This is a genomic window from Romboutsia lituseburensis (genome assembly GCF_024723825.1).
In the GTDB taxonomy this organism is placed as follows: domain Bacteria; phylum Bacillota; class Clostridia; order Peptostreptococcales; family Peptostreptococcaceae; genus Romboutsia_F; species Romboutsia_F lituseburensis_A.
In genome coordinates, this window is sequence record NZ_JANQBQ010000001.1 from 1,546,304 (window position 1) to 1,569,878 (window position 23,575).

Genomic DNA, 23,575 nt, shown 5'->3' on the forward strand with positions numbered 1-23,575 from the left:
CATTCATTTTTATTTGTATATTAATTTTTATACACATTTAAAATCTTCATACGTAACTATCTCTATATCATTCGATTCTAAAAATTCTCTAATATTTTTATAAGTCAAAATACTATGTTCTTTGGTTCTTTGTAATGCATATGATGTTGAATTTAATAAAAACTCATCTACAAAAGATGGATGACACATTAAGTCACATATTTTATGATTTTTTATTTCATCTATATTTTTTTCAAAATAGTCATAAGCTACGTTATCTGCATAAAAACTATCTATCACTGGTATTATGTTTTTTATTTCAGTTTTATATTCAAAACCTCCCCTTATTGGAAGTTTGTATTTATTAACTATATTATCAATTACTGGTTGTAATTCTTTTAATCCGTGTACATGATGATGACTATCTAAATGAGTTATTTTTATTCCACTATTTATAACCTTATCTATTTGAGCACAAAATTCTTCATATACTTCATTTAAATCAATTCCTTGTAATATTTCTTTAGTTGCTCTTCTATAAAAATCACCCTTATTATCTACTATTGTTTTATGAGATTTTATAATTGGCTTATAGCATGTTAATGTCATATGAACACCACATCTTAATCCAGGGTTGTCTTCTAATAATTCTACAGCTTGGTCAAAACCAGGCATATTAGCCATTATTGTGCATGAGCTCACTATTCCATTTTTATAAGCTGATATTATTCCCAAGTTTACCCCCTCTGTATAACCAAAATCATCTGCATTTATTACTAATTTTGTCATAAAATCATCTCCCATTTAATATGTATATACTTTTTTGAAAAATGTATACTTTTTATTTATTATACATTTTTACTTATCGTTTTCCTAGCCTTATTTTTAAAATTTATTACATTGAAAAAGCTTAGATTTTAGTCTAAGCTTAATAATTGATTATATCTTCTTCAATTTCTATAATAATTGCTTCTGAATTGTCCTCAATAAAATTTATTATTTTTTCTTTAATGCTATCAGATTGAGATGAACTTAAAGTAATTCCAGATATTCCTATAGTTATCATTTGATGAATATCTTGATTTTCCACTTCTGATACAGATATATTAAATGTATTTTGCAATTTTTTAACTATACTTTTTACTATCATTCTTTTTTCCTTAAGTGAATGAACCCAATTTGCTCTAAGTTTAATCTTTAGTATAAATATTTTCAATATAAATGCTCCTTTATATAAATTATATTTGCTACAATACTTATTATATCTATTTTAAGTTTATTTATAATCTTTCTCTACAGCTTGAGCAAGTATCTTATTTATATTATCCATCATTGCTGTAAATTTTTGTTCACTATTTAGGTAGTCACATAACTTTTTGTTACTACATACCTTTTTTTGAATTGTATCTATTTTTGCCATGGTTCTTTTATCTAATTGTTGATTTCTAATTGCGAAACTTTGTATTTGAATTTGAGCTTTTCTATAATCTGTTAGTAATTTTTCACATTCTTTATCATTTTTTATTTCTATCATATTTTTTTTAAAGTGCTTATACTCTTTACTATTTTTTATTTCATTAGCTAGCTTTGTAGCAGTATCATTTACTCCCATAAATACCTCCTATTTATAATATTGCAATATAAAATGTTTTATATTTTTGCAATAAAAAAGATTGAATATAATAAATTATATTCAATCTTTTTAAATTATACCTCCATTATTATAGGAAGTATCATAGGATTTCTCTTAGTTCTTTGATATAAATATTCTTTTAAGTTTTCTTTAATGTTATTCTTTAAATATGCCCACTCTTTTATATTTCTATCTTCACATTCTTTTAAAACATCTTTAATTACATTTTTAGCTCCATCCATTAAATCCTCAGACTCTCTAACATATACGAATCCTCTAGATATTATATCTGGACCTGCTAATACTTTTCCATCTTCTTTAGATATAGTTACAACAACTATCATTAATCCATCTTCAGATAGATGCTTTCTATCTCTTAATACAATATTTCCTACATCTCCAACACCTAATCCATCAACTAATACATTCCCTGTAGGTACAGTTCCTACTACCTTAGCTGAATTTCTATCTATTTCTAAAACGTCTCCTGTTTTATTTACAAATATATTTTGGCTAGGCATTCCTAATTCTTCTGCTAATTCTGCATGTTTCTTTAACATTCTATATTCACCATGAGCTGGCATAAAGAACTTAGGTCTAACTAATCTATGAAGTAATTTTAACTCTTCTTGCTTTGCATGTCCTGATACGTGTATATCACTATCATCATAAACTACTTCTGCACCTTTTTCAAATAAACAATTTACAACTTTTGATATTAATTTCTCATTCCCTGGTATTGGATGAGCTGATATGATTATTAAATCTCCATTTTTTATTTCCACTTTTTTATGCTCTGAACTTGCCATTCTTGCAAGTGCAGACATAGGTTCACCTTGTGATCCTGTTGTTATTAATACTACTTCGTTGTCTTCATATCTTCCTAATTCATTTAAATCTATCAACATGTTTTCTGGTATATCTAAATATCCTAATTCACTAGCTACATTCACTACATTTATCATTGATCTTCCTGACACAGCTACTTTTCTATTGAATTTTTCCGCTGTATTTATTATTTGTTGTAGTCTGTGTATATTAGATGCAAATGTAGCAACTATAATTCTATTGTTCATAGCTTTTCTAAATAAATCGTCTAATCCTGCTCCTACCGTCTTTTCTGATAACGTTGAACCTGGTCTTTCAGCATTAGTACTATCTGCTAACATAAGTAGTACACCTTTTTTGCTTAGCTCACAGATTCTATGCATATCCATAACTTCACCGTCTATCGGAGTTAAATCTATTTTAAAGTCTCCTGTATGGAATATTATACCTTGATCTGTGTGTACCGCTATAGAGCAAGCATCCGGTATACTATGATTATTTTTTATAAACTCTACATCCATATTCCCCATTTTTATGATTTGTCTTGGGCTAACAACGTTTAGTTTAACATTATTCATCTTATGTTCTTTTAACTTAACTTGTATAAGTCCTATACTAAGTTTCGTTCCGTATACAGGTACATTTATCTTCTTAAGTATATATGGAAGCGCTCCTATATGATCTTCATGTCCGTGTGTAATAAATATACCTTTTATTTTATCCTTATTCTTTATTAAATAAGTTACATCCGGTATAACTATGTCTACCCCTAACATATCATCATCTGGAAAACTTAGCCCAGCGTCTATTACAATGATTTCATCCTTGTACTCAACAACTGTCATGTTTTTACCGACTTCATTCAGTCCACCCAGTGCCATTATCTTTATTTTATTGGCGTTTTTCTTGAACAATTGCATCATCTCCTTCTGTCTATTAAGTTTTTCCTAAAAAATATTAAAATCTAAAACACGTTCTATAGTTTAAATAATATCAAATCACGCACTCTTTACCAGTTATTATCATTGTACCATAATTTCTACTATAATTTAAGTAATATTTATAATACATTTATTGTATTATTTTGACAAACTAATCTAATTCTGTTATTCTCTGAATATAACAAGCTTATAAGGAGGTTCTATGCGTGGAAAAACCCATTGTACCATAGGTGTTTTAAGTGTAATTCAAGCTTCTTTAATATTTAATATTCCTATTACAATATTTAATCTTATAATGTCTGCTTTCTTTGCAATACTTCCTGATTTAGATGAATCACATTCTATAATCTCTGATATGTTGTTAAAAAAAAATGTTTCTAAATTTTTATTGAAAGCAATTATATACATAATTAACATATTGATATTTTTTGTTTCATTAAAGTTAAATAACAATTTTTATATAAGCTCAATAATTACATTTATTGCAATAATAATTATTGAATCCAAACTTACTCATACTTTCTTAAGAAAAGTATTTTTATCATTAATATTTATACTTCTGGCTGTTTGTCTCTATTTAGTAAAAGTAAAAATTTATTTTTCTATTTTTTGTTTGATGCTGTCTACATTTCCTTGGCTCAAACATAGAAGCTTTTCACACAGCATCTTCGCTACGGTAATAATTTATTTTTTATTAAAACAAATAGAACTAATAACTAATATATACAATTTAGCATTTTTGGGAACTATTAGTTATGCAAGTCATATATTTTTAGGTGATTTATTTACAAAATCAGGAATACCTCTTTTTTACCCTATAAGTGATAAAAAATTTTCACTTGGATTCTTTAAAGTAGGAAGTTTCATGAGCAATATTTTAGAAATTTTATTCATTATTTTACTATTATCTTCAATAATCATATACTTGATAAAATGAAAAAGGAGTATCTCAAAATTATTTTGAGACAACTCCTTTATTATTTAGAACAATCTTCGCATAATCCATAAAATTTAACATCATGATCAAGTATCTTGAATTTATATAATTCTTGGATTTCCTTTTCTATGCTATCTAGTAAATCTTCTTTTACTTCCATTATTTTTGAACAGTTTTTACAAATAAGATGATGATGGTTATGACTGTCATCTTTATCTAAGCATATTTCATATCTTATACAACCATCATCTAAATTAAGCTTCGATATTACCCCTACTTCGTCTAATAATTGCATTGTTCTATAAACAGTCGCAAGTCCTATTTCAGGGCATTCAACTCTAACTAAATCATATATTTCTTCGCTACTTAAATGTTCTGTACTATTTTTTAAAAGTATATCTACTATTGCTCTTCTTTGAGGAGTAATTTTAAATCCTGTTTCTTTCAACTTTTCTTTTAATATTTCCATCGTATTCATCTAATATCACCCTTATTTTTTCAATTGATAATCTTTATTAATTATTCTAATTGATAATAAACGTTTTGTCAATCCTTTAGCAATCTTATTTATTATTTACCATATATAAATTGATGTAAAATTTTTAAATTTTCTTCTTCCTTCCATTTTACAACATACATTCCATCTTCATTAATTTGTCCTTCTTCTCGATACTGCTCTAATGGGAATTGCATTTGTTTTATATCATAACTTGCTAACTCATGAGCAGAAAAAGCTAAGTTCATAAGTTTATCTAGAGAAATATTAACATCTACATGTCTTAATACATTTTTCATTATCTTAGGATAATTTGTAACCGAAGTATTTGATAATTTCTTTGCTAAACTTATTAAAATTTTTCTTTGTCTTTCATCTCTTTTATATATTGTGTCTAACTTTCTAATTCTAGCATATGCTAAAGCTTGATATCCATTTAATTTTTGAATTCCTTCACTATCTATATATTTTATTTTACCCTTATTTTCATCTTTCAAACCATAGCAGTTTTCTATAGTTTTATTTAATGATTCAACTTCTTTTTCTTTCACATCAACTTCTACTCCGCCAAGTATATCAATAACCTCAATAAATGAATTAAAGTCAACTACAGCATAATCTTTTATATTTAGCTTAAAATTATCATTTATTGTTTGCAAAAGTAAATCTTCGTTTCCATATGCATAAGCATGGTTTAATTTTTCATATCCTTTTCCTGGAATGTTGATTAATGTATCTCTTGCTAGCGATGTTAATTTTAGTGACTTATTTAAATTATCTATTGTAAGTATTACCATAGTATCAGATCTAGATGCACCTTTTGATTGTCCTCCATCTTTTCCAATTAAAAGTATATTATCCACGAATTTTTCTTTTGATGTTTCTATAAACGTTTCATCATCTAAAGCATATATATTAGTTATCATTGTTAATGATATTACTAGAGATAAAAATGTAGTAATTATTTTTTTCATTTTATCACAACCTTTGTATTTATTTAGTACATATTTTCCCCTGTATCATTAATAAATACACATTATATACTATACCTAATATTTAATAATTTAGATATATTTACAATTTTATTTTTTTGCTTTATCTAATGCATCTTTTACAGCATCTACAATTCCATTTGAAGTATAGGTCGCTCCAGATATAGCATCTATATCTAAAGTTTGACTTTCTATTATCGATTTAGATATTTCTTTTATAGGCCATCCATAGTATGATTCATTTCTTTCATTATGGCTTGTTATTTCTGTATCTTTAATCTTATTATCTTTGACGGTTACATTTAAAACTAAATTAGGACCAAGCCCATTTGCTTTTCCTTGATATGTTCCATCATTTAAATTATAATTATCATTTATCTTTATTGGCGTTGTACTCTCTTCATCATGTTTTATTTTTTTATTATCTCTGTACAAAATTGAAAATATTTCATTTTTAAATTCTAATATATCCTGTTTTTTAACATCTACAATATGAAAAATCATGGTTAACAGAAACAATATAGTTAATATTCTATGGTACTTAATCCACATAGATGGTTTGTTAAAGTATTTTCTTAACATCCAATTTATACCTAACAATATTGCTACTGTCCAACATACTATTCCTATATTTATACTAGATAAGCCTGTTGAGGAAAATATCCCATGAATCATTCCAACTACTATGAGTAATACTCCCATTAAAATATGAGTCTTCTTCATATGCTTATTAACTACGCTAAGTAATTTTTTATATTTTGGGTATATTTTTATACTTTTCCTAACTATGTATTTAGAAGATAGTACTATTCCTAAGATAACAGCTATCCAGGCCATTCCTTCATTTAAAAATTTATTTATAAGCTCCATTTTGCCTCCACAAAGTTGATATTCTCTATTAAGTATATAAAAAAACTACCTATAAATAGGTAGTTTTTTTCTTATTGTTCGTCTTCGTCGAAGTTTAATCCTTCTTCTTCCATTAATGTATTGTATACATCTACAACTATTTGATATTCTTCATCATCTTCTAAAGGAACTAATATTTCTCCTTCTTCATCTTGGTCTATTCTGAATATTAAAGCCTCTTCTGCTTCTTCTTCCTCTTCCTCTACTGGAACTAATATAGCATATTCTTTTCCTTCTGCTTCTAGTGTTAATATTATTTCAAATGCGCTTTCCACACCATTTTCGTCTATTAAGTTGATTATATTTTCTTGCATGTGCGTCACCTCTATTTTTTTATTTATATATATTATATATCATAAATTAATAATTTTATAGTTTTTTTAAAAATTTCTTTGTCTATCTAAATAACCTTGTAAAATTATAACTGCTGCAACCATATCTATAACACTTTTTCTATTTTCTCTTCTCACATTGCCTTGAATCAAAGTTCTTTCAGCTGCAACTGTTGATAATCTTTCATCCCAATATTCAATTTTTATTCCAGTTTCTTGTTCTAATAATTCACAGAACTTTATGACCTTTTCTCCTTGAGGCCCTAATGTTCCATTCATATTTTTTGGCAATCCTGAAACTATTTTGTTTACTTGTCTTTCTTTTATTATTTCTTTTAGTGCTTCTATATCTTTTTTCTTGCCTACTCTTTTTACAGTTGTTATTCCTTGAGCTGTAAGACCCATTAAGTCACTAACTGCAACTCCTATAGTTTTATCTCCAACATCAAGTCCCATTATTCTTCCATCTAACATGATTTTCTCCTTAATAATGTGTTGCCACATCTTATATATTATAATTAACTAAATTATCTAGTATATTCTTCTAATTAAATTTTTTATTTTATTATTATTTTTCGTTAAATATTATCATATTTATACTTATTATTAAAAGTGGTATAAGAATATATATTGAAGTAGTAGCTGCTGCAACTATACCAGAATCATTTACTAGTAATGTAATAAAGCACCCTACTATACAAGCTATAAAGCCTTTAAATATAAATGGATATTTATTAGCTATATTTCTAAAGTGCTTTGATGGCTTGAATATAAATATTGCAATTATAGCTATTCCTGCAAGCAATATATTAACCCAAGCGCTACTTTGAGCTAGTTTTATATTCATTTGTATTTTTCTGCTAAATGTTTGAATTATAGCACTTGGTCCATCTAATAATATCTGATTTACAAAGCCTGATAAATGAGACTCACTACCTGATATTATATCTATTACTGCAAATGCAAATACTATTCCAACACCTGCTAAGCCTATGAGTATTATTTTCTTGAAATCTAATTTAACATCAAAAACTAGTAATACTAATAATAAAAATGCCATGCACTCTGAGATTGCAGCTCCAACATTAGCTCCCATTGTAGGAGATGCCGTAGTTATCAATATAACGAAACATGAAATAGCTGCTAACCACTTAGAAATTTTATTATAGTGAAGTAATACTGCTATTCCAAATATAGAACTTCCTATAACAATACCTTGATACTCATTTCCCATTCCATAATATCTTGCACCTATTATAGCATCATAACTCATTATGCTATTTTTCATTAAATATGAACCTAAAATTGAGTCTATTACTATAGCTAATACACTAATAACAGCAAAATATCCCATATGCTTTAAGTCATTCTTAAATAGCTTTATCCCAATAATATATAGTATTAAAGTAGTTAATACTATTCCAAAAACTATAGTCTCTGGCGTTTTAAAATTGAAAATAGGTGCTATAAAAAATGATATGGGAAGTATAAAACCTAATTTTATAAACTCTTTTAATACTTTAAATACTTTTTCTTTATACTTTACACGATCTTTAAATAAAAGTATAACCATAGCTATTACCCAGGAAGCTGATACAATACTTACAAAAGTATTTACTACATTGGGTCTAATCTTAGACACGGATACTATTTTTTCATATTCATCCAATACAAATTTAATATTACCATCTTTTTTTATTAAATTGTATTCTTTTCCAACCATCTCATCATTTTCAAAACCAAATGTATTTAATATATCAGCACCTACATCTAAGTTTGCAACTATACCTTCTCTTCTTGTTGTTGCTGAACTTAATACACCTTTACCATCACCATTAAACTTGATTATTGGAGAAAGCCTTCTTTTATTTTTATAATCTAAATCACTAGGAAATGCACTACTTATATAAACAGTATCATTTTCATCTATCATATTAAATACTTCTTTTAAGTATTTATCTATATTGTTACCTATTTTAGACTTCATATTAGAGTAAGTTTTTTCATTAAGATTTAATCTATAATTGTCTAATCTATATGTATCTCCTAAATCCACAAATAAAGCATCATTTTCTTCATAATATTTTTTAGTTTCTTTTATTAACTTATTATAGTCTGTTCTTATACCATATGGCATAGTATTATCTTTTACATTTATATTTTCAATATTTCCAGAATCAATTCTACCATATTGATCCATTGCGACTAATCCGATATTTCTATTTTTTATAAGCTCTCCATTTTCTACAATATCGCTATTGCCTAAAACAGCTGTCTTAAGTCCATTTTCAGATAAGGTTTGTCCTAGTGAACCTAATGTTGATCCATATTGTCCGTTTTCAATATTTTCATTTATCGACTTGTTTATTGTTAAGTCATTTATTGACTTAGATTTTTGACCTGTTGCAGTTTCAAATAACTTTGCGCTATCATTGTCTACAGATTGAAAGTTTATATTTTGTTCTGTTGATACATTAGCCCTTCTACCTGCACCCATACTTGCATAGGATCTTCTATCATCTGTGCCTTTGTCACCTCTTATATTCATAAGACCCACATAACCTCTATTTTGAACTTCTTTTTCTAGAGATTTTATATGCAACATACTTGCTAAGTTAGTTCTGTTCATATTAATAAATATAACTTTACCATTTTTATCAGCAAAACTATATCTTGGAATCGAAATTAGAACTATCATTAATGCTAATAATAATGATACAATCTTTCTTTTCATAAGATTGGCCTACTTTCTTTTTAAATAATGTGTTAATATATTTTTTATATTATAATTAACTAAATTAGTCAGGATATTCTCCTGACCAATTTTTTATTTTTATTTTAATTTTTCTTGATTTATGTCTCCAAATATTATCATATTTATACTTATTATTATTACTGGTATAAGTATGTATATCGATGCAGTTGATGCAGCTACTATACCAGAATCATTTACTAGTAATGTTACTATGCAACCTACCATAGATGCTACAAACCCTTTGAATAATGCTGGATATTTTTTAGCTATATCCCTGAAGTGCTTTGACGGCCTAAATATAAATACTGCAATTATAGCTATACCTGCAAGTAATATATTAACCCATACACTAGTTTGTGCTAATTTTATATTCATTTGTATTTTTCTTGTAAATGTTTGAATTACAGTCATAGGCCCATTTAATAATATTTGTTGAACAAACATACCTAAATGAGATTCACTACCTGATACTATATCTAAAAATGCAAATATAGCTACAACAGCTACGGCTGCAAAACCTAATAATATTACCTTTTTAAAATCAAGTTTCATATCATATATAAGTAATATAAATAATAAATATGCTACACATTCAGATATAGCACCTCCAACATTTGCCCCCATAGAAGGGTATGCACTTGTTATTAATATTACTATAGATAAAACTACTACTAACCATTTTGGTATCTTCTTATAATTTAGTAAAACGGCTAAAGCAAATACAGCACAAGCTATAGTGACACCTTCATACTCATTTCCTACACCATAATACCTTGCACCTATTATAGCATCATAACTCATTATATTATTTTGCATTAAAAATGTCCCAAATGCAGAATCTATAGTTATAACTCCTATAGTTATAAAAGCAAAGAATCCCATTTGTTTTATATCATCATCTTTAAATAGTGCTCGACCTAATATATAGAGAACTAAGGTTGTAAATAATATACCTGCTGTTATAGTCATAGGTTGCTTAAAGTTAAATAAAGGAGCTAGTAAAAACGATAGTGGCATTATAATGCCAAGCTTTATAAATTCTTTTAAAATTATAAATACTTTTTCTTTGTGAGGTAAATAGTTTCTAAGTAATATTAAAATCATAGCTATTACCCATGATGCTGAAATTACACCCACAAAACCATTGACTACAGTCGCTCTTATATTTGATATTGAAACTATTTTTTCAAATTCATCTAGTACGTATTTAACATTATCTTCTTTTTCTACAAGATTATATGTTCTACCTACCATAGTTTCATTTTTTAATCCAAATTCGTTTAGTATATCAACTCCAACATCTAAATTTGCAACTATGCCTTCTCTTCTTGTTGTAGCTGAACTTAATATACCTTTACCTTCTCCACTAAATTTAATTATTGGAGAAAGTCTTCTTTTGTTTTTATAGTCTAAATCACTAGGAAATGCACTGCTTATATAAACAGTATCCTTTTCTCCTACCATATCAAATACTTCTTTTAAGTATTTATCTATATTTTTACCTATTGAATGTTTCATTTTAGAATAAGTTTTTTCATTAAGATTTAGTCTATAATTGTCTAACCTATATGTATCTCCTAAATCTACAAATAAAACATCATTTTCTTTATAGTATTTTTTAGTTTCATTTATTAATTTATCATAGTCAGTTCTTATCCCATATGGCATAGTAAAGTCTTTTATGTTTATATCATCAACATTTCCAGCATCAATTCTACCATTATGGTCCATTGCAACTAATCCTATATTTCTATTTTTTACAAGTTCTCCATTTTCTACAATGTCACTATTTCCTAAAACTGCAGTTTTAAATCCATTTTCAGATAAAGTTTGTCCTAGAGATCCTAATATTGAACCATATTGGCCTTTTTCAATATTTTCATTTATTGATTTATTTACTGTTAGATCATTTATTGCTTTAGCTTTTTTTCCAGTTGCAGCTTCAAATAATTTTGCGCTATCTTTATCAGCAGCCTGAAAGTTTATATTTTGCTCAGTTGAAACATTTGCTCTTCCACCTGCACCCATACTAGCATATGACCTTCTATCATCAGTACCTTTGTCTCCTCTTATATTCATAAGACCTACATATCCACGTTCTTGAACTTCTTTATCAAGATCTTGTATATGCAACATACTTACTAAATTAGTTCTATTCATATTAATAAATATAACTTTGCCTTTTTCATCGGCAAAGCTATATTTAGGAACAGAAACTAGGACTACCATTAGTACTAATAATAATGATACAATCTTCTTTTTCATAAGATTGACCTACTTTCTTTTTAAATAATGTGTTATTACTTCTTCTAGTATTTCATCTCTTTCAAATTTCTTTATTACATTTCTAGCGTTTTTGTATCCAGTTATATAACTAGAATCTCCTGAAAGAAGGTACCCAATAATTTGATTTATTGGGTTATATCCTTTTTCAAGTAATGCCTCATATACGAAATCAATGCTTTCTGAAACGCTCATTTTATCAGCTAAAGCGCCTTCAAATTTCATTGTATAATCTAAATCTTTATCCATGTTAAAACCCCCTTAAGTAATTAATTATTTTACTTGTGATTTAACAACCTCTTTTGCATGATTTAATGCATCATTAATTTTTGATACTTCTGGTGCTCCAGCTTGAGCCATATTAGGTCTTCCTCCACCTTTTCCACCAGCTATCATTGCAACTTCCTTAACTATATTACCTGAGTGTATTCCTTTAGCTAAAACATCTTGCGAAGCTGTAACTACAAAGTTTAATTTATCATCAGCTACATTACCTAAAACTACTACTCCTGAAGCTAATTTATCTCTTAACTTATCTGCTACTTCTTTTAATGTATTCATATCCATGCCTTCAAATTTAGCACAAACAACATTAACTCCATTTACATCTTCCTTAGAGTCTAAAACAGATTCTATTGATTGTAAACTCATTTGTGTTTTTAATTCGTGTAGTTCCTTACCTAAGTTTTTATTTTCTTCTAATAAAGATACTACTCTTTGAACTAAACTGTCTTCTTTTGTTTTTAAACTTAAAGATACATTAGATATTAAAGCTTCTCTTTCATTTAAGTAGTTATATACAGCTTTTCCTGTTATTGCTTCTATTCTTCTTACTCCAGCTGCTACTCCACCTTCAGATAATATTTTAAACATACCTATTTGAGAGGTATTAGTTAAGTGAGTTCCACCACAAAGTTCTATAGAGAAGTCTCCCATAGAGACAACTCTTACTTCATTACCATACTTTTCGCCAAATAGAGCCATAGCTCCTTTTTCTCTAGCATCATTTATATTCATATTTTCAGAGTTTATTTCTAAAGATGCAAGTATTGCGTCATTTACTTTTTCTTCTATAAGCTTTAATTCATCTTTTGTTATAGCTTCAAAGTGTGTAACGTCAAATCTTAATCTTTCTGGAGTAACAAGAGAGCCTGCTTGATTAACATGATCTCCTAATACATCTTTTAATACTCTATGAAGTATATGAGTTGCACTATGATTTCTAGCTGATGCCATTCTTACCTCTTTATTAACTGAAGTATTTAATTTTTCTCCAGTGTTAACTTTTCCACTCTTTATAACACCTATGTGTTTTATAGTATTATTTGCACCTTTTTTAGTATCTATTACTTCTATTTCTATATCTTCTGCTTCATTTGTAAGAAGTCCGCAATCTCCTGCTTGACCTCCTCCTTCTGGATAGAACGTTGTTTTATCTAAAACTAGAACAACTTTTTCTCCTGCCTCTGCAGATTCAACTATTTCATTATCTTTAACAATAGCTTTTACTATTCCAGATGCATTTAACTCTTTATATCCATCAAATTCACTAGCTACTGATTCATCTAGCTTTGATAGTGGATCTTCTTTCCAACTTTCACCATCCATATTTCCTCTGGCACTTCTAGCTCTTTCTCTTTGCTTATCCATTTCTTCATTGAAAGATTCTTCATTTAAAGATAAGTTTTCTTCTTCTAAAATTTCCTTAGTTAAATCTATAGGGAATCCATAAGTATCGTATAATTTAAATGCATTTTCTCCACTTAAAGTAGTTTCTCCATTTAATTTCAACTCTTTTATATATCCTGCAAGTATATCCATACCTTGCTCTATTGTTTCATTAAACTTTTCTTCTTCTATTCTTATAACTTTTTTGATATAACTTTCTTTTTCAACTAATTCTGGGTAAGCTTCTCCACTTACTTTTATAACTTCATCAACTAATTTATATAAGAAGTTTTCTTTTATTCCTAATAATTTTCCATGTCTTGCAGCTCTTCTTAATAATCTTCTAAGAACATATCCTCTACCTTCATTTGATGGAAGTACTCCATCTGCTACTAAGAAACTTACAGCTCTTATGTGGTCTGTTATTATTCTTATTGATACATCCGTTTTGCTGTCTTTTCCATATTCAACGCCTGCCATTTTTTCAACAGTGCTTAATATATGTCTTATAGTATCTACATCGAATATAGTATCTACACCCTGCATTATACAAGCTATTCTTTCAAGTCCCATACCTGTATCTATATTCTTATGTTCTAATTGACCATAGTTACCCTCTTCGTCTCTATTAAACTGAGTAAATACATGGTTCCAGAATTCTAAGTATCTATCACAATCGCATCCTGGCTTACAGTCTGGATTATCACATCCGTATTCAGGACCTCTATCAAAATGTATTTCAGAACATGGTCCACAAGGTCCTATTCCTATTTCCCAGAAGTTATCATCTTTACCTAGTCTAACTAATCTTTCTTCTGGGAATCCCATTTCTTTTGCCCATAAATCATATGAATCGTCATCTTCTTCATATACTGTTACCCATATTTTATCTTGTGGTATGTTTAAATGTTCTGTAATAAATTCCCATCCCCATCTTATAGATTCTCTTTTAAAGTAATCTCCAAATGAGAAGTTCCCTAACATTTCAAAGAAAGTACCATGTCTAGCTGTCTTTCCTACATTTTCAATATCTCCAGTTCTTATACATTTTTGGCATGTAGTCATTCTTTTACTTGGTGGTACTTCAACACCTGCAAAATAATTTTTAAGTGGTGCCATTCCTGAGTTTATAAGTAATAAACTTTTGTCATTGTGTGGTACTAAAGAAGCACTTTCTTTTACGTAATGTTCTTTAGATTCAAAAAACTTCAGAAATTTACTTCTTATTTCGTTTAATCCCATTTGTTGCATTTTTAAATTCCTCCTAAATGTTCAATTCTTTTATTTTTTAATAAAATTATATTAAAAAACCCCGCGCCTATAAAAAACTTATAGGGGCGAGGATTATATTCGCGGTACCACCCTAATTATCATGAAAAACATGATATCTTCGGAAAACCTTAGCTATAACGTAACTACCGTCAATCCATACTATTATTTCAAAATTGATACTCAAAGACTGCTTCAACTATTTTATTCTAAGGGCTTCCACCTGTTCCCTCTCTCTGTAAGACATCAAATAATTTACTACTTCTTATCATTGTATTTAAAGTTAATTTTATTTTTACTTAAGTTATATATGTTATATTACTAAATTTTATATAATTAATCAATACCATAATTACATAGATTTTAAACTTTGTTTTAAATTTAAAGGTAAAATATAGTTTATTTGTATTTTAAAATTATGATTTTTATTTAATTAGCAAATTATTCCTCCACCTACTACGATGTCTCCATCATACATAACAACAGACTGACCTTTTGTTATAGCTCTTTGAGGTTCATCAAATACTATCTTTATTTTATTTTCATCAATTTTATATACAATAGCTGGAGATGGCTTAGCTGAATATCTTATTTTAGCTTGTACTTTTATTGGTCCGTTTATTTCATCAAATGGAATAAAGTTAACATCTTTAGCTATAACTACTTTATTAAATAAATTTTCATTATCACCTAAAACAACAGTATTTTTCTTAGCATTTATATCAACTACAAACATAGGTTTCCCAAATGCTATTCCTAGGCCTTTTCTTTGACCTATTGTGTAATTTACTATACCTTTATGCTTTCCTAATACATTGCCTTTAGTATCTACAAAATAACCTTCTTCAATTCTCTTTTTAGAGTGTTTTTTTACATATCCAGCATAATCATTGTCTTTTACGAAACATATCTCTTGACTATCTGGTTTATTGTGTACATCTATTCCTATTTCTTTAGCAATCTCTCTTACTCTTTCTTTTTCATAGTCACCTATTGGAAGTAGTGTATGCTCTAATTGATCTTGAATTAAATTATACAGTGCATAAGTTTGATCTTTTTTATCTGTAACTGATTTTTTTAATAAATATCTTCCTGTTTCTTCATCCTTTTCTATCTTAGCGTAGTGCCCTGTTGCCACATAGTCACATCCTATTTGACGTGCTTTATTGAAGAAATCATTAAACTTTATATGTTTATTACAAGCTATACATGGGTTTGGAGTCCTTCCATTTAAATATTCATCTATAAAAGGTTCTATTACCTTTTCTTTAAATACTTCGCTGAAATTTAGTACATAAAAAGGTATGCCTATTCTATCTGCAACTTTTCTTGCGTCTTCTACAGCTGCTAATGAGCAACATCCACCTTCGTTCTCTATTAACTCATCATCATCATCTTGCCAAAGCTTCATAGTGACACCTATTACATCATATCCTTGTTCTTTTAGTAAATATGCTGCAACAGAACTATCTACTCCACCACTCATACCGATCATTACTCTTTTTTTCATGTCATCACCTCGTTCTTTATATTCTAATATTATATATATTTTACATTATTTTTAAAAGTATAAACTTAAAATCATTTTAAAATTAGTAATTATTTTTATATTATTTTTAGCTTTATAATAACAGAATATCCCTTTTGAGTATATACTCAAAAGGGATATTCTAACCACTTAATCATTCTTAAGCTTCTTCTTCCTCTATATCATGGTGATGATCATGATCATCATCTATAACTACACCATCTAATTCTGGTATATGAATATTGTTCTTTTTAGCATAATCTATTAATGCTGCTTTTATTGCTTGCTCAGCTAGAACTGAACAGTGCATTTTAACTGGTGGTAATCCATCTAAAGCTTCTGCAACTGCTTTATTAGTTACTTCTAATGCTTCATGTATAGTTTTTCCTTTAACCATTTCTGTAGCCATTGAAGAACTTGCTATAGCTGATCCACATCCAAATGTTTTGAATTTAACATCTTTTATTATTTCATTTTCTATATCAAGATATATTCTCATTATATCTCCACATTTAGCATTTCCTACTTCTCCAATTCCACTAGCATTATCTATTTCCCCAACATTTCTTGGATTCATGAAATGTTCCATAACTTTATCACTGTATTGCATAACCTAATCCTCCTTAAATATTCTTGCTATTTAATCTATATTAAACGTGTATTAATTTCAATTTACTTCTTGATTAATATATACCTAAATTGTATATACCTTAATCATTTTTTTATTTATTTTTCATAGCTTGGTCATATAATGGAGACATACTTCTTAGTCTTTCTATAACCCCTGGTAAATGTTCTATTATATAATCTATATCATCTTCAGTTGTGAAATCGCCTATTGTAAGTCTAAGAGATCCGTGAGCTATCTCATGTGGTAAGCCTATAGCCATTAAAACATGAGATGGATCTAAAGATCCTGATGTACAGGCAGAACCACTAGATGCAGCTATACCTAGCATATCTAGCATTAATAATATTCCTTCTCCTTCTATAAATTCAAATGAGAAGTTAACATTACCTGGTAATCTATCATCTAAGCTACCATTCACTCTTGTATAAGGTATTTTTTCTAATATTTGATTTATTAATTTTGCTCTTAACTCAGTAAGGTTCTTAACATGATTTTCCATATTCGATTTTGCTATTTCAGCAGCTTTTCCATATCCTACTATTGATGGTATATTTTCAGTTCCTGCTCTTCTTCTTCTTTCTTGAGCCCCACCATGTACAAATGTGTGTAATTTTGTTCCTGTTTTTATATATAAAGCCCCTATTCCTTTAGGTCCATATATTTTATGAGAAGACATACTCATTAAATCTACATCTAATTCTTTAACATCTATAGGAATATTTCCAGCAGCTTGAACTGCATCAGTATGGAATAATACCTTATGCTTTTTAGCTATTTTAGCTATTTCTGCTATAGGTTGTACCGTACCTATTTCATTATTTGCAAACATTATACTTATCAATATTGTATTATCTTTTATAGCACTTTCTAGTTGTTCTAAACTAACTTTACCTTCACTATCAACATCTAAATAAGTTACTTCAAATCCATGGTGCTTTTCTAAATATTCACATGTATGAAGTATACCATGATGTTCTATTTTTGATGTTATTATATGATTTCCTTTTTCTCTATGCGCAAAAGCAACTCCTTCTAACGCCCAGTTATCACTTTCTGTTCCACCTGCTGTGAAATATATTTCACTTGGTTTAGCATTTACAAGATTTGCTACTTGTTCTCTAGCTTTATCTAAAGCATTTTTTGCTTCTCTTCCGAATGTATGAAAACTAGATGCATTTCCAAAATAATCTGTTAAATATGGCATCATTGCATCTAATACTTCTTTTTTAACAGGAGTTGTCGCAGAATAATCCATATATAATCTTCTTTTTTCCATTTCTATCGTCTCCCTATCTACTTTATAATTAAATTTGTTATATCATTTTCTAGTTTGTTTTTATTGTAGTCATTTATCATATCTTGAAGAGTAATAGAGTGTATTACATCCTCTATTCCCTTTTTCATTCTTTCCCAAACTACTTTCGTTACACATACGTCTGAATTTTCACATATATCTTCATCTAATACACAATCTGATAAAGACACTGGACCTTCTAAAACTACTAGTATATCACCTACAGTAATATCTTTAGGTTCTTTAGCTAATAGATACCCTCCTTGAGCACCTCTTACACTTTTAACTAGTCCAGATTTTTTCAAAGACGAAAATATTTGTTCTAAATATTGGTCAGAGATACTTTGCTTTTTAGCAATATATTTTAAGGGTACAGGACCATTTTCTTGATTTAATGACAATTCAAACATAGCTTTAAGTCCATACCTACCTTTAGTCGATAGTTTCATATTTTATCACCCTTTACTTTGAAATCTAATCCTTACTAAATTAGTAGGAATTATCTTCAATATCATTTTATGATATCCTACTAATTTTGTCAACATTAAATCCATACTATTTTACTAGGTTTTAAATTCATAGATATTTTACTTATTTTTCACAGACTTATTATACTTAATTTTATTTTATTTATACCAATTTAGACGACTCTTAAACATAAAATATTCGCTTCGCTCATGTCCCCAACGACTTCGTCCGTTGCTCAAAAATGTCATTTTTTACTTTCACAAAGGTGTTAATATTACTATACTTCATAACTTATCCATAGTTTTTGATGTATTATAATGCCCTTAAGCGTAAAAAATAACTCTTTCTATTAGATAATAGAAAGAGTTATTTCTTAAAGAGCCGATGCACCTAAAATCCCTGCATCATTTTTAAATTTTGCAATTACTATCTCTCCAATGTTCCCTTCTTTAAATGGAAGATGTTTTTTAACTTTATCAGTTAATCCATCTATCATTATATCACTAGCATTAGAAACACCTCCACCTATTGATATAACCTCTGGATCTATGAAATTAACTATATTAGCAAGTCCCATAGCTAAGTATTTTTTAAATCTCTCTACAACTTCAATTGCAACACTATCTTTTTCCCTATATGCGTCAAATACCATTTTAGCTGTTATATTATTTGAATTGTATTTTGCATATTCCATTATTTTTGTTGTTTTACCTTCTTTAACTAGTTTTTGAGCATATTTTATTATGGCAGTTGCTGAACAAAACGTTTCGAAGCATCCATTATTACCACAATTGCAATCAAAATAATTTGTAGATAACATCATATGACCGATTTCAGCACCTATACCATTAGCACCCGTTATAAGTTTACCATTTATAACAATACCTCCACCTATTCCAGTTCCTAGTGTTATCATAACGCCACTTTTATAACCTCTCATACTTCCATACGAAAATTCAGCAAGTGCTGCTACATTAGCATCATTACCTATCGAAACTTTAGTCCCTTTAAACTTTTCTTCTAGTATTGGGGCTATTAAAGAGTTTTTTAAGCCTAAATTTACACAAGTTACAGCTCCATCATTTGTAACTACACCAGGTACGCCTATACCTATGTTACTTACAGATTTTATATCTATATTATTTTGAGATAAAATATCTTGAACTAAATCAGCTATATCTTGAGATAATTCTTCAACTCCACCTTTACAATTTGTTTCTTTACTCAGTTTGCTAATTATTTCGCCATCTTTTACGATTCCCGATTTTATACTCATTCCACCTACATCTATTCCTATTTTGTACATAATCTCCTCCTAAAGTTTCCCTAATTATTTATCGATATGTTGTTTTAAAAAAATGTTTTCTACAACATATAAAATTATACCTTATATAGATATTTTTTTCACTAAGTTTTAAACAAAAATTAAAGGACTCAAACCTAAGTTTGTGATTTCTTTTTAGTTGAATTTAGCAATCATCTATAGCAAATAGTCCATTTTCCTAACTCTTTAAATCCTATTTTTTTATATATCTTACCAGCTTGTTGATTATCGTAAAATAAACAAGGTATTTTATTTTCACTCAGCAATTCTTTACATATTTTAACTATGCACTTAGTAGCATAGCCATTATTTCTATAATTAGGATGAGTCCCTACACCTACAATCATTGCATGAGTATGATTTTCAGATGTACTTTTGGCCATAGCCACTACTTTCCTGTTAATTTCTACACAATATCCTCTTCCTGATTTCAAGCCACTTTTGATATTTTCTACACTAGTTACATCAAACTCTTCTATAGATTCATATAACTTTGCCACTTTATTTATATTTCCAAATCTTATTTTTTTTATTTTAATTTCACTTCTATTCTCATCTAAATTATTCATGTTCTCAAGTTTGCAAAAATTAACGGTTCTCTTTTTGCTTAAATTAAGTTTTCCCTCTAACTCATCAATACACCATGTTTTCCCACTTATTTCACTATAATTTAATCTATTTATAAATTTTGCAAATTTACTTACATCAAATGTATCATAAGAATAAAATGTTAGAAATTCAAAATATTTTACCAATACGCCTTCTATATTACCATCTTTGTTTACATTCCCCCATATATTAAAAAAGTAATTATCATAACCATACCTTTCTATATCACCTATTATAAGTAAATTAAATTCTGGTTCTTTGTTTAAATACTTCATAAGATCATTGTGATGGCTACTATCTAGCTTTACAATCATAAAACTTCCCCCTGATATAAAATTCAAAATTTAAACGCTACGCCAATTATTCTAATTTAAATTGTGTATTTTAAGTTTTATAATATTTTATTAATAATCTACTGTCATTTATGAATATTTTTTTATTATCTTTTTTATTATTTTAATTGCTTTCATTTAAATATTGCAAATATTTTTTTATATTTTGTTCTGTTTTATTATTCTGAGGTTTATAGTACTCACTATTTTTTATTCCATCTGGTAGGTATTGTTGTTTAATATAATTATTTTTAAAATCATGAGGATATTTATACTCTACACCTCTACCCAACTCTTTAGCACCTTTATAATGTGCATCTTTTATATGGTTAGGTATATCCATAATAAATTCATTATCTAATTCATCTAAAGCATCTGATATCGCTAAATACACTGAGTTAGACTTTGGTGATGTTGCTAAAAGAAGAGTTGCTTGTGCTAAAGGTATTTTAGCTTCAGGAAATCCAATTTGCATTGCGCTATCCACACACGCTTTTACAATAACTATAGCATTTGGGTAAGCTAGTCCTATATCTTCACTTGCTATGACTAAAAGTCTTCTACAAATACTTATTAAATCTTCTCCTTTTATAAGCCTTGCTAAATAATGTATTGCAGCTTGTGGATCGCTACCCCTAATAGATTTTTGAAATGCACTTAATATATCGTAGTGACTATCTCCCTTTCTATCATAATTTAGTATTTTATTAAATGTATTTTTTTTTACATTTTCCGATGTAATATCTACAATATTATTCACATTAGGTCTTGTTGAATAAACTACCATTTCTAGTGTATTCAAAGCTTTTCTCATATCCCCATCGCTTATCCTAGCTATATCTATCAGTCCTTCTTCTGTATAACTTATATCCATATAACTATCTTCTTTTAAAATTTCTACTGCTCGTTTTAATCCCCTTGTTATTTCTATATCACTTATCGGTTTAAACTCAAATACACTTGATCTACTTAAAAGAGCTTTATATACATAGTGATATGGGTTCTCTGTAGTACTTGCAATTAAGGTTATTTTTCCATTTTCCATAAACTCCAATATAGATTGCTGCTGTTTTTTATTAAAGCTTTGTATTTCATCTATATACAATAATATCCCATCTATATTATTTATAGTATCTAGTTGTGATATAACTTTTTTAATATCATCTAAAGATGAATTTGTTGCATTTATTTTATAAAAACTTTTATTACTCTCCTTAGCTATTATTTCTGCTATAGTTGTTTTTCCAACACCTGGAGGTCCAAAAAATATCATATTAGGTAAAAAAGATGATTTAATTATTCTATTTAAAATTTTATCATTCCCAATAATATGACTTTGTCCAACTACCTCATCTATATTTGTTGGTCTTATTTTATCAGCTAAAGGCATTTTATCACTCCTTATAAAAATTCTAAAAAATCATAATAATGAAATAAAAGGTATCTATATTGATATAGATACCTTTTTTATAAAAATTAACTTTTATTAATGATTGTTTTTTATTTTATTTAATTCGTCTATAAGTTTATCGTTAAGTATCTTTATATGTGTACCCTTCATGCCTAAAGATCTCGATTCTATAACTCCAGCACTTTCAAATTTCCTTAATGCATTTACTATAACAGATCTAGTTATACCAACTCTATCAGCTATCTTACTAGCAACAAGTAATCCTTCTTTTCCATCTAATTCTTCAAATATATGCTCTACAGCCTCAAGTTCAGAATAAGATAAAGTTCCTATAGCCATTTGAACTACAGCTTTTCTTCTCATTTCTTCTTCTAACTCTTCACCTATTGCTCTTAATATTTCAAGACCTACTACCGTTGCACTATACTCAGCTATAACTAAATCATCGTCTGTGAAAAGTTCATCATATCTTGATAAAACTAAAGTTCCTAGTCTTTGACCACTACCTAATATAGGTACTATAGTAGTGTTTTTATGAGTTCTATCTTTCTCATCTGGGAATAAATTTAATAAATCATCTCCAGTTAAATTTTCTTTAGTTTCAGATATTTTCAACATATTTTTAGTATATTCTTCTGGAAACTTCTTTTGTTTTGTACTTTCCTCAACAACAACTGAGCTGTCCATTTCATCATGAAGATATAATCCTAATACTTTCCCTTTAGAACTTAATATGTATGTATTAGCATTTAAAACTTCACCTAATGATCCAGCTAATAAATCAAAAGATACATTACTTCCGCCACTTGTTTGTAGTGTTTTATTTATCTTTCTCGTTTTTTGTAATACTTCACTTGCCATTTATAATTCATCTCCTCATGTAAATTAGCCTTCTAAGCTTATATATTCACATCTATCTATTTAAATATTTTCCCTACATTGTACTAATTGTGCAA

The 23,575-nt window shown here is 28.1% G+C and carries 22 protein-coding genes and 1 other annotated feature; of the genes, 1 reads left to right on the forward strand and 21 read right to left on the reverse strand.

Annotation, left to right across the window (positions count from 1 at the left end; translation table 11 throughout):
- Positions 1-27 precede the first annotated feature (27 nt).
- The 4 genes from chbG to NWE74_RS07545 all read right to left on the reverse strand — a co-directional run bounded on the left by chbG (position 28) and on the right by NWE74_RS07545 (position 3,360).
- Positions 28-768: a chitin disaccharide deacetylase gene (gene chbG / locus NWE74_RS07530; RefSeq protein WP_258242605.1), complete on the reverse strand. Its 741-nt coding sequence runs from the start codon at positions 766-768 to the stop codon at positions 28-30.
- A 139-nt stretch (positions 769-907) separates the two neighbouring features.
- A complete protein-coding gene (locus NWE74_RS07535) occupies positions 908-1,195 on the reverse strand; it encodes a DUF503 domain-containing protein (RefSeq protein ID WP_258242606.1) in 288 nt (95 codons plus the stop codon).
- A 60-nt stretch (positions 1,196-1,255) separates the two neighbouring features.
- Positions 1,256-1,591: a YlbF family regulator gene (locus NWE74_RS07540; RefSeq protein WP_258242607.1), complete on the reverse strand. Its 336-nt coding sequence runs from the start codon at positions 1,589-1,591 to the stop codon at positions 1,256-1,258.
- 95 nt (positions 1,592-1,686) lie between these two features.
- Positions 1,687-3,360: a ribonuclease J gene (locus tag NWE74_RS07545; protein ID WP_258242608.1), complete on the reverse strand. Its 1,674-nt coding sequence runs from the start codon at positions 3,358-3,360 to the stop codon at positions 1,687-1,689.
- 223 nt (positions 3,361-3,583) lie between these two features.
- On the opposite strand from NWE74_RS07545, the gene NWE74_RS07550 reads away from it, so the two are divergent.
- Positions 3,584-4,318: a metal-dependent hydrolase gene (locus NWE74_RS07550; protein ID WP_258242609.1), complete on the forward strand. Its 735-nt coding sequence runs from the start codon at positions 3,584-3,586 to the stop codon at positions 4,316-4,318.
- Between the two features lie 40 nt (positions 4,319-4,358).
- Here the strand turns inward: NWE74_RS07550 and NWE74_RS07555 are convergent, their stop codons facing one another.
- The 17 genes from NWE74_RS07555 to codY all read right to left on the reverse strand — a co-directional run bounded on the left by NWE74_RS07555 (position 4,359) and on the right by codY (position 23,480).
- Complete coding sequence (locus NWE74_RS07555; protein WP_092725937.1) at positions 4,359-4,796, reverse strand: Fur family transcriptional regulator; 438 nt, start codon at positions 4,794-4,796, stop codon at positions 4,359-4,361.
- Between the two features lie 92 nt (positions 4,797-4,888).
- Positions 4,889-5,788 carry an LCP family protein gene (locus tag NWE74_RS07560; RefSeq protein WP_258242610.1) on the reverse strand — a complete coding sequence of 300 codons (900 nt, stop codon included), beginning with the start codon at positions 5,786-5,788 and terminating at the stop codon, positions 4,889-4,891.
- 108 nt (positions 5,789-5,896) lie between these two features.
- Positions 5,897-6,676 carry an FMN-binding protein gene (locus tag NWE74_RS07565; protein ID WP_258242611.1) on the reverse strand — a complete coding sequence of 260 codons (780 nt, stop codon included), beginning with the start codon at positions 6,674-6,676 and terminating at the stop codon, positions 5,897-5,899.
- Positions 6,677-6,747: 71 nt separating this feature from the next.
- Complete coding sequence (locus NWE74_RS07570) at positions 6,748-7,029, reverse strand: DUF1292 domain-containing protein (RefSeq protein WP_258242612.1); 282 nt, start codon at positions 7,027-7,029, stop codon at positions 6,748-6,750.
- Positions 7,030-7,095: 66 nt separating this feature from the next.
- Positions 7,096-7,521: a Holliday junction resolvase RuvX gene (gene ruvX / locus NWE74_RS07575; RefSeq protein ID WP_092725944.1), complete on the reverse strand. Its 426-nt coding sequence runs from the start codon at positions 7,519-7,521 to the stop codon at positions 7,096-7,098.
- A gap of 94 nt (positions 7,522-7,615) precedes the next feature.
- Positions 7,616-9,781, reverse strand: a complete 2,166-nt coding sequence (locus NWE74_RS07580; protein WP_258242613.1) for a hypothetical protein — start codon at positions 9,779-9,781, stop codon at positions 7,616-7,618.
- Positions 9,782-9,880: 99 nt separating this feature from the next.
- Positions 9,881-12,067, reverse strand: a complete 2,187-nt coding sequence (locus tag NWE74_RS07585; protein ID WP_258242614.1) for a hypothetical protein — start codon at positions 12,065-12,067, stop codon at positions 9,881-9,883.
- 9 nt (positions 12,068-12,076) lie between these two features.
- The gene (locus NWE74_RS07590) at positions 12,077-12,334 is read right to left on the reverse strand and encodes an IreB family regulatory phosphoprotein (protein ID WP_092725949.1); all 258 of its coding nucleotides are present in this window, start codon (positions 12,332-12,334) and stop codon (positions 12,077-12,079) included.
- Between the two features lie 24 nt (positions 12,335-12,358).
- A complete protein-coding gene (gene alaS / locus NWE74_RS07595) occupies positions 12,359-15,004 on the reverse strand; it encodes an alanine--tRNA ligase (RefSeq protein WP_258242615.1) in 2,646 nt (881 codons plus the stop codon).
- A gap of 79 nt (positions 15,005-15,083) precedes the next feature.
- Positions 15,084-15,303 (reverse strand) — a binding site (T-box leader).
- Between the two features lie 152 nt (positions 15,304-15,455).
- Complete coding sequence (gene mnmA / locus NWE74_RS07600; protein ID WP_258242616.1) at positions 15,456-16,532, reverse strand: tRNA 2-thiouridine(34) synthase MnmA; 1,077 nt, start codon at positions 16,530-16,532, stop codon at positions 15,456-15,458.
- Positions 16,533-16,710: 178 nt separating this feature from the next.
- A complete protein-coding gene (gene nifU / locus NWE74_RS07605; RefSeq protein ID WP_092725954.1) occupies positions 16,711-17,160 on the reverse strand; it encodes a Fe-S cluster assembly scaffold protein NifU in 450 nt (149 codons plus the stop codon).
- A 112-nt stretch (positions 17,161-17,272) separates the two neighbouring features.
- Positions 17,273-18,457 (reverse strand): cysteine desulfurase NifS, encoded by a 1,185-nt coding sequence (gene nifS / locus NWE74_RS07610; RefSeq protein WP_258242617.1) that lies wholly within the window; start codon positions 18,455-18,457, stop codon positions 17,273-17,275.
- A gap of 17 nt (positions 18,458-18,474) precedes the next feature.
- Entirely contained in the window at positions 18,475-18,924 is a 450-nt protein-coding gene (locus tag NWE74_RS07615; RefSeq protein WP_258242618.1) for an RrF2 family transcriptional regulator, read from the reverse strand.
- A 392-nt stretch (positions 18,925-19,316) separates the two neighbouring features.
- Positions 19,317-20,249: an ROK family protein gene (locus NWE74_RS07620; protein WP_258242619.1), complete on the reverse strand. Its 933-nt coding sequence runs from the start codon at positions 20,247-20,249 to the stop codon at positions 19,317-19,319.
- Positions 20,250-20,419: 170 nt separating this feature from the next.
- Positions 20,420-21,190, reverse strand: coding sequence for a GNAT family N-acetyltransferase (locus NWE74_RS07625; RefSeq protein WP_258242620.1), 771 nt, complete (start codon positions 21,188-21,190; stop codon positions 20,420-20,422).
- A gap of 142 nt (positions 21,191-21,332) precedes the next feature.
- Positions 21,333-22,598, reverse strand: a complete 1,266-nt coding sequence (locus tag NWE74_RS07630; protein WP_258242621.1) for a replication-associated recombination protein A — start codon at positions 22,596-22,598, stop codon at positions 21,333-21,335.
- Between the two features lie 96 nt (positions 22,599-22,694).
- Entirely contained in the window at positions 22,695-23,480 is a 786-nt protein-coding gene (codY, locus tag NWE74_RS07635; RefSeq protein ID WP_258242622.1) for a GTP-sensing pleiotropic transcriptional regulator CodY, read from the reverse strand.
- Positions 23,481-23,575: the final 95 nt, after the last annotated feature.